Source organism: Romboutsia sp. 13368, assembly GCF_018336475.1.
Lineage (GTDB): Bacteria > Bacillota > Clostridia > Peptostreptococcales > Peptostreptococcaceae > Romboutsia.
Genome location: NZ_CP048741.1, coordinates 2,189,224 through 2,196,315, shown reverse-complemented (window position 1 = coordinate 2,196,315; position 7,092 = coordinate 2,189,224). Strand labels below are relative to the sequence as shown.

The following is a 7,092-nucleotide window of genomic DNA, read 5'->3' as shown; positions in this document are numbered from 1 at the left end:
AAGTATTATAAATTATATAAGGAAAAATAACTTTAAATAAAATATAAATTTTATTATTCATTACTGGTTAATTTCTTTGTATTAATAGAATTTAAATGACATTAGGTGTCGTTTATAAAATGAATTAAAAGTTAATATAGAGAGATAATAGAAGTATAAGAATTATATTTTTGCATAGTTATTAAGATTTAGAAGGGAGTGAGAAAGATGACCAGTAAAGATATTTACTTGAGCTTAACTAAACAAGATGAAGTATCTGTTAAAAAGCTACTAACTAATCGAAAACTTGAAAAAGAATATACTTATATTAATGATTACATAGAAATTGTATTAAAACATAATGATAATGATAAAATGCACAACGAAGAAATAGTGGAAGAAATAGTAGATTTAATAATTGATATAATGGAAAATAAGTTGCTTAGAAAATTTATTATAAAAAAATATACTGCTGAATCAAGTGAAGAAATTCAAAAAATATATATGTGCGCCCTTAATTTATTTAAAGAAAGAGAGAGTTTTATTAAAAAATCTTTATATGAAAAAATATATGATTATATAAGAAATGAAGATTACATAAATATAGAAGGATTCGTTAAATTTAGAATGAAAGAATTTAACAATTATTTAAATACTATAGTTGACTTAGCATGGGAAGAATATTTTATAAAAAAAGACCAAGATGAATTTATCAATGTACTTAAATATTTCGTAGAAATTCAACAAGAGAAGCTAGAACTTTTAAGAATACATATAAAAGAAGATAATTTATTTATACTTTATGATAAAGATGGAAATGAAATTGATAGTATAAATGATGAAGAAATGATGGATATGCTTATAGAGGAAAACTTAAATTATGAAGATTTTCTTATGAGCAATCTTCTAACACTCTGTCCGAGTAAAATAGAAATAATAGATTCTTTAAACAATAACTCATCTAAAGAAATAATAGAAATAATTAAATCTATATTTGGAGATAAGGTAAGTTGTATTAAAATAAATTAAGTTTCTAATATATTTATTCATAAAGTTAGAATATAAAAAGTTTAATTGTAAAAGTTACTTTTTAAATTATATATTAAATAATGAGTAATTGGTAAGAGAGTTGTATATAAAGGAGATTCTAACATGAATAATATAATTAGAATATTAATATTAGCAATAATAGGAGGATTAATAGGTTACATAACAAATGTAATTGCTATAAAATTAATATTTAGACCCATAAATCCTATTAAAATACCTATTCTTAATATAGAAATAGTAGGAATGATTCCAAAAAGAAAATCAGAGATAGCTAAAAACATAGGTGAAATAATATCAGATCAATTTTTATCTATTGATGAAATTATTGATAACATGATAACTAAAGAAGATAAAGAGAATATAACTAATTACATAAAATTAAAAGTAAAGCTTATATTAAATGAAAAGATGACGCTTATACCTAGTACTATAAAGTCTTTAGTACAAAATTATGTAGCGGAAATAATAGAAGATGAAATAAGACAAAGTATAGATGAATTATGTGAAGAGATTATAGTTAAAGCAAATAATCGTATAAATATAAAAGAAATGGTAGAAAATAAGATAAACGAATTAGATTTATATGAATTAGAAGAAATAATACTTACAATTGTAAAAAAAGAATTAAGACATATTGAAGTATTAGGTTTAATACTAGGTTTCCTTATAGGAATAATTCAAGGAATAGTAACTATATTTATATAAAAGATTATTGATAGTAAATTAAGTATTTGATATAATCATTATAATAACTAAAAATGAGCGATGAAAAGGAAGAGTAAAATAGAAACAGTTAAACAGAGAGGATAAGTCAAAGGCTGCAAACTTATCTTAATATGACTATTTGAAAACTACCTTGGAGCTGAACTTATTAGCATTATAAAAAATGTGAAAGTGTTCGGGTGACAACCTTATAGTCAACAAGAGGAAGTATTTAAATACTTCAACTTGGGTGGAACCGCGAATTAATACTCGTCCCAATATATTTATTTGGGATGAGTTTTTTTATTATAAAAATAATTAAGGAGGAATTAAAATGATAAAAGTTACTTTAAAAGATGGATCTGTAAGAGAATTCGAAAATGAACTTTCAGTTATGGATATAGCTAAATCTATAAGTGAAGGATTAGCAAGAGCAGTAGTAGCTGCATCTGTAAACGGAAAAGTTGTAGGACTTAACCATATAGTTAAAGAAGATTGTGAATTAAGCTTATTTAAGTTTGATGATGAAGAAGGTAAAGATGTTTTTAGACATACATCAGCTCATATATTAGCTCAAGCTATAAAGAGATTATACCCAGAAGCTAAGTTTGCTATAGGACCAACTGTAGAAAATGGATTCTATTATGATATAGATTTAGATCACAGATTAACTAATGAAGACTTAGAAAAATTAGAAAAAGAAATGAAGAAAATAGCTAAAGAAGATATAGCTGTTGAAAGATATGAATTATCAAGAGAAGAAGCTTTAGCATGGGCTAAAGAAAATAATGAAATATATAAAGTAGAACTTATAGAAGACTTACCAGAAGGGGAAGTTATATCTTTCTATAAGCAAGGTGATTTTACTGATTTATGTAGAGGACCACACTTACCTTCAACTAAGAAAGTTAAAGCTGTTAAGTTATTAAGTGTAGCTGGAGCTTACTGGAGAGGTAATGAAAAGAACAAAATGCTTCAAAGAATATATGGTATATCTTTTGAAAAAAATAAAGATTTAGAAGAATACCTACATTTATTAGAAGAAGCTAAAAAGAGAGACCATAGAAAATTAGGGAAGGAATTAGACTTATTCTTTATACCTGAAGAAGGTCCAGGATTCCCTCTATTCTTACCAAAAGGTATGGAACTTAAAAATGAATTATTAAAGTTCTGGAGAGAAATACACAGAGCAGACGGATACCAAGAAATAGAAACTCCAATAATATTAAACCAAAAATTATGGGAGACTTCAGGACACTGGTATAACTACAAAGAAAATATGTACACTGTAGATATAGATGACCAACAATTTGCTATAAAGCCAATGAACTGTCCAGGTTCATTAATATACTACAATGCTAAGCCACACTCATATAAAGAGTTCCCTATGAAGGTTGCAGAGCTTGGTAGAGTTCATAGACATGAATTATCAGGTGCATTACATGGTCTTATGAGAGTTAGAGCTTTCACTCAAGATGATGCTCATATATTCATGTTACCGGAACAAATAAAGGATCAAATAAAAGGTGTTGTAGATTTAATAGATAGAGTTTATAAGACTTTCGGATTTGAATATCACCTAGAGTTATCTACTAGACCAGAAAACTCAATAGGTTCAGATGCAGAATGGGAAGCAGCTGAAAATGGATTAAGAGAAGCTTTAGAAGAACTTAACTTACCATATATATTAAATGAAGGTGATGGAGCATTCTATGGTCCTAAGATAGACTTCCACTTAAGAGATTGCTTAGGAAGAACATGGCAATGTGGAACTATACAATTAGATATGCAATTACCACAAAGATTTGATATAACTTATATAGGTCAAGATGGTGAAAAGCATAGACCAGTTATGATACACAGAGTTGCATTCGGAAGTATAGAAAGATTCATAGGTATATTAATAGAGCACTACGCTGGTAAATTCCCAGTTTGGTTAGCTCCAACTCAAGTTAGAATATTACCTATATCTGATAAATACAATGATTATGCTAATGAAGTTAAAAAAGCTTTATTCGATAAAGGAATAAGAGTTGAAATAGATGATAGAGCAGAAAAAACAGGATTTAAGATAAGAGAAGCTCAGCTTCAAAAGATACCTTACATGTTAATAGTTGGTGAAAAAGAAGCTGCTGATAATACTGTATCTGTAAGAAGTAGAGATAACGGAGAAATAGGAAGTATAAGTTTAGATGAATTTATGTCTACTATATCTGAAGAAATTGAAAGCAGAAAAAATGTAATACAAGATTAATAAATAAAAAATGAGTAATCTAAATTTTAGATTACTCATTTTTTATTAGCACATTTCTTTTTTTATTAAAGATTTTAATTCTTCATGAGTCATAGTTTCATTTTCAAATAGATGATTTGAAACTATATGTAAATCATTTATATTATTTCTTAATAACTCTAAAGTTTCATTGTAGCATTGTTGAACAATACTGTTAGCTTCATCTTGTATTTTTTCAGATAAAAATGTTTTGTTATTTCCATCTAATGTCATAAAGCCTAAATTACTCATTCCATACTCACAAACCATTTGATTAGCTATATCTGTAACTTTCTTTAAGTCATCTTTTGCACCAGTTGATTTATGATTGAAAATAATTTCTTCAGATGCTTTTCCAGCAAGTAATATTTTTATTTTTCCAAGTAGCTCGTCTTTAGTATAGATGTATCTATCTTCATCGGGTAATTGAAGAACATAACCAAGTGCTTGTCCTCTAGGAACTATTGATATTTTTTGTATAGGACAAATTCCTACTAAGTCACTTACTAATGCATGTCCAGCCTCGTGATAAGATACAATTTTCTTTTCTTTTTCTATTAAAGTTGAGTTTTTTGACTCAAGTCCAGCGATTACTCTTTCTAAAGCTTTATCAAAATGAACAGAAGTAATTACATCACTGTTATCTCTTACAGCAAAAATAGCTGCTTCATTAGCTATATTAGCAAGATGTGCACCATTAAACCCATGAGTTTTTTTAGCTAGCATTTCCAAGTCTACAGAAGAATCTATAGGTTTATTATTAGTATGAACCTTTAATATTTCATGTCTAGTATGATAATTTGGTGCACCTATATGAATGTGTCTATCAAATCTACCTGGTCTAAGTAGGGCTTCATCAAGTAAGTCAAGTCTGTTAGTAGCACCCACTATTATTACATTTGAATCTTTAGTAAAACCATCCATTTCAACTAGAAGTTGATTAAGTGTTTGGTCTTTTTCGTTATTACTTTCAAGATGTCTTTTAGCGCCGATTGCATCAATTTCATCTATAAAGATTATACTAGGAGCTTCTTTTCTAGCTTTTTCAAACAGAGTTCTTACTCTTTTTGCACCTACACCAACATATTTTTCTACAAACTCAGATCCAGTAACATTAAAGAATGATGAATTTGTTTCTCCAGCTACAGCTGATGCTAGTAGAGTTTTACCAGTACCAGGAGGGCCATAAAATAATACACCTTTTGGTATTTTTGCACCCATTTTTTTATACTTATCAGGAAATTTCATAAAATCTACTATTTCAAATAATTCTTCTTTAACCTCATCTAGTCCAGCAACATCACAAAAGGTAGTCTTAGGTTTTGTTGAAGTAGAATCCTCCGGTGGATTTTCTTTTTCCATTTTAGTTTGGGCAAATACGGGTACAGGTTTGTTTATTTTCTTTAAAAAGTTTTCCAACATTTTCATAGCCATACACCTCGGATAATAAATATTATTTATATTAGAATTTCCATAGTTGATAAATTTTATTATTTTAATTTTACTTTTTAGTAATTATATACTAAYATTTTTAAGTATAACCAGAATATTCGTATATAATAATTACTTAAATAAAATATTTTAAATAAAATTTATAAAAAGTACTTGAAAAAATAATTAATGCATGATATAGTAAATAAAGTAATAAACAATAATAAAAAACAAGAAGAAGTCCGCTTCTCACCTTACGATTTAAGTTGTGAGTGTTAATATAAGTTGAGTTTTTATAATATTAATAATGTATAAAGCTCGTTTAAATGTGTTAACTTATATGCGGATGATTTAAATCATTCGCTTTTATTTTTATAAAAAATTTGGAGGTGTCCTACCATTAGTAAGGAACTAGCAATCAATGAAGAAATAAGAGATAAAGAAATAAGAGTTATCTCAGATAATGGAGAGCAACTTGGACTAATGTCTTCTAAAGAAGCTCAAACAATAGCTAATAGCAAAAATCTAGATTTAGTAATGATATCACCTAATGCTAATCCGCCAGTATGTAAAATAATGGACTACGGTAAGTACAAGTATGAACAATCTAGAAAAGAAAAAGAATCTAAGAAAAAGCAAAAAGTAGTAAACATAAAAGAAGTTAGATTAAGACCAGGTATAGAAGCTAATGACTTAAATACTAAAGCTAACCAAGCTATAAAGTTCCTTAAAAAAGGAGACAAAGTAAAGGTTGAACTTAGATTTAGAGGAAGAGAATTAGGACATAAAGACATTGGTAAAGAAGTAATGCTTAAGTTTATAGATATAGTAAAAGAGTTTGGTGAACCAACTAAAGCCCCAGCATTTGAGGGGAATAACATGGTTGTAATGATAGATCCAAAGAAATAAATGATTAACTGAGAGGAGGAAATTAACATGCCTAAAATGAAAACTCATAGAGGTGCTGCTAAAAGATTCAAAAAGACTGGAACTGGAAAATTAAAGAGAGCTAAAGCTTTCAGAAGACACATATTAACTAAGAAAGATGCTAAAACTAAAATGCAATTAAGAAAGTCTGGAATAGTTACAGCAGGAGATGCTAGAAGAATAGCACAATTATTACCATACTAAAAATCGGAAAAATAATAGATAAACAATAATAACAGAGGAAGACGAAGGAGGTCATAACGATGGCAAGAGTTAAAAAAGCTATGAACGCTCGTAAGAAGCATAAGAAAGTATTAAAACTTGCAAAAGGATTTATAGGATCAAGAAGCAAATTATATAGACCAGCAAATACATTTGTAATGAAGGCGTTAAAGAACGCTTATATAGGAAGAAAGTTAAAGAAGAGAGACTTCAGAAAACTTTGGATACAAAGAATAAACGCTGGAACAAGAGCTCATGGATTATCTTACTCAAGATTCATGAACGGATTAAAATTAGCTGGTGTTGAAGTTAACAGAAAAATGTTAGCTGAAATGGCTATACAAGATGCAGAAGGATTTGCTAAATTAGTAGAACTTGCAAAATCTAAATTAGCTTAATTATAAATAAAAAAGCTTTTGAATATAAAATTCAAGAGCTTTTTTTATTTATATATATTTTAAAAGATTAATAAATAAAAATACTTATAAATATATATAATATAATTATAT

7 protein-coding genes and 1 other annotated feature are annotated in these 7,092 nt (G+C 27.6%); of the genes, 6 read left to right on the top strand and 1 reads right to left on the bottom strand.

What is annotated here, in order from left to right; translation table 11 throughout:
* Positions 1-207: 207 nt before the first annotated feature.
* From ytxC to thrS, 3 genes are all read left to right on the top strand, one after another.
* Complete coding sequence (gene ytxC, locus G3997_RS09160) at positions 208-1,008, top strand: putative sporulation protein YtxC (protein WP_296645474.1); 801 nt, start codon at positions 208-210, stop codon at positions 1,006-1,008.
* 123 nt (positions 1,009-1,131) lie between these two features.
* Positions 1,132-1,734: a DUF445 domain-containing protein gene (locus tag G3997_RS09155; protein ID WP_296645473.1), complete on the top strand. Its 603-nt coding sequence runs from the start codon at positions 1,132-1,134 to the stop codon at positions 1,732-1,734.
* Positions 1,735-1,785: 51 nt separating this feature from the next.
* Positions 1,786-2,012 (top strand) — a binding site (T-box leader).
* A gap of 53 nt (positions 2,013-2,065) precedes the next feature.
* On the top strand, positions 2,066-3,985 hold the full coding sequence (thrS, locus tag G3997_RS09150) for a threonine--tRNA ligase (protein ID WP_296645472.1): 1,920 nt from the start codon (positions 2,066-2,068) through the stop codon (positions 3,983-3,985).
* 45 nt (positions 3,986-4,030) lie between these two features.
* Here the strand turns inward: thrS and G3997_RS09145 are convergent, their stop codons facing one another.
* Positions 4,031-5,431, bottom strand: a complete 1,401-nt coding sequence (locus G3997_RS09145) for an ATP-dependent metallopeptidase FtsH/Yme1/Tma family protein (protein ID WP_296645471.1) — start codon at positions 5,429-5,431, stop codon at positions 4,031-4,033.
* Between the two features lie 384 nt (positions 5,432-5,815).
* Between G3997_RS09145 and infC the strand changes: the two genes are divergently transcribed.
* Genes infC through rplT form a run of 3 tightly spaced genes read left to right on the top strand, consistent with a single transcriptional unit; the run spans position 5,816 to position 6,981 of the window.
* Positions 5,816-6,343, top strand: coding sequence for a translation initiation factor IF-3 (gene infC, locus G3997_RS09140; protein ID WP_330616307.1), 528 nt, complete (start codon positions 5,816-5,818; stop codon positions 6,341-6,343).
* A gap of 27 nt (positions 6,344-6,370) precedes the next feature.
* Positions 6,371-6,565 (top strand): 50S ribosomal protein L35, encoded by a 195-nt coding sequence (gene rpmI / locus G3997_RS09135; protein WP_296645470.1) that lies wholly within the window; start codon positions 6,371-6,373, stop codon positions 6,563-6,565.
* Positions 6,566-6,624: 59 nt separating this feature from the next.
* Entirely contained in the window at positions 6,625-6,981 is a 357-nt protein-coding gene (gene rplT, locus G3997_RS09130; RefSeq protein WP_296645469.1) for a 50S ribosomal protein L20, read from the top strand.
* The last annotated feature ends 111 nt before the right edge of the window (positions 6,982-7,092 follow it).

Bases quoted from the DNA above. Each gene is read 5' to 3' on its own strand.
- ytxC (WP_296645474.1), top strand. From the start codon at position 208: ATGACCAGTAAAGATATTTACTTGAGCTTAACTAAACAAGATGAAGTA.
- G3997_RS09155 (WP_296645473.1), top strand. From the start codon at position 1,132: ATGAATAATATAATTAGAATATTAATATTAGCAATAATAGGAGGATTA.
- thrS (WP_296645472.1), top strand. From the start codon at position 2,066: ATGATAAAAGTTACTTTAAAAGATGGATCTGTAAGAGAATTCGAAAAT.
- G3997_RS09145 (WP_296645471.1), bottom strand. From the start codon at position 5,431: ATGAAAATGTTGGAAAACTTTTTAAAGAAAATAAACAAACCTGTACCC.
- rpmI (WP_296645470.1), top strand. From the start codon at position 6,371: ATGCCTAAAATGAAAACTCATAGAGGTGCTGCTAAAAGATTCAAAAAG.
- rplT (WP_296645469.1), top strand. From the start codon at position 6,625: ATGGCAAGAGTTAAAAAAGCTATGAACGCTCGTAAGAAGCATAAGAAA.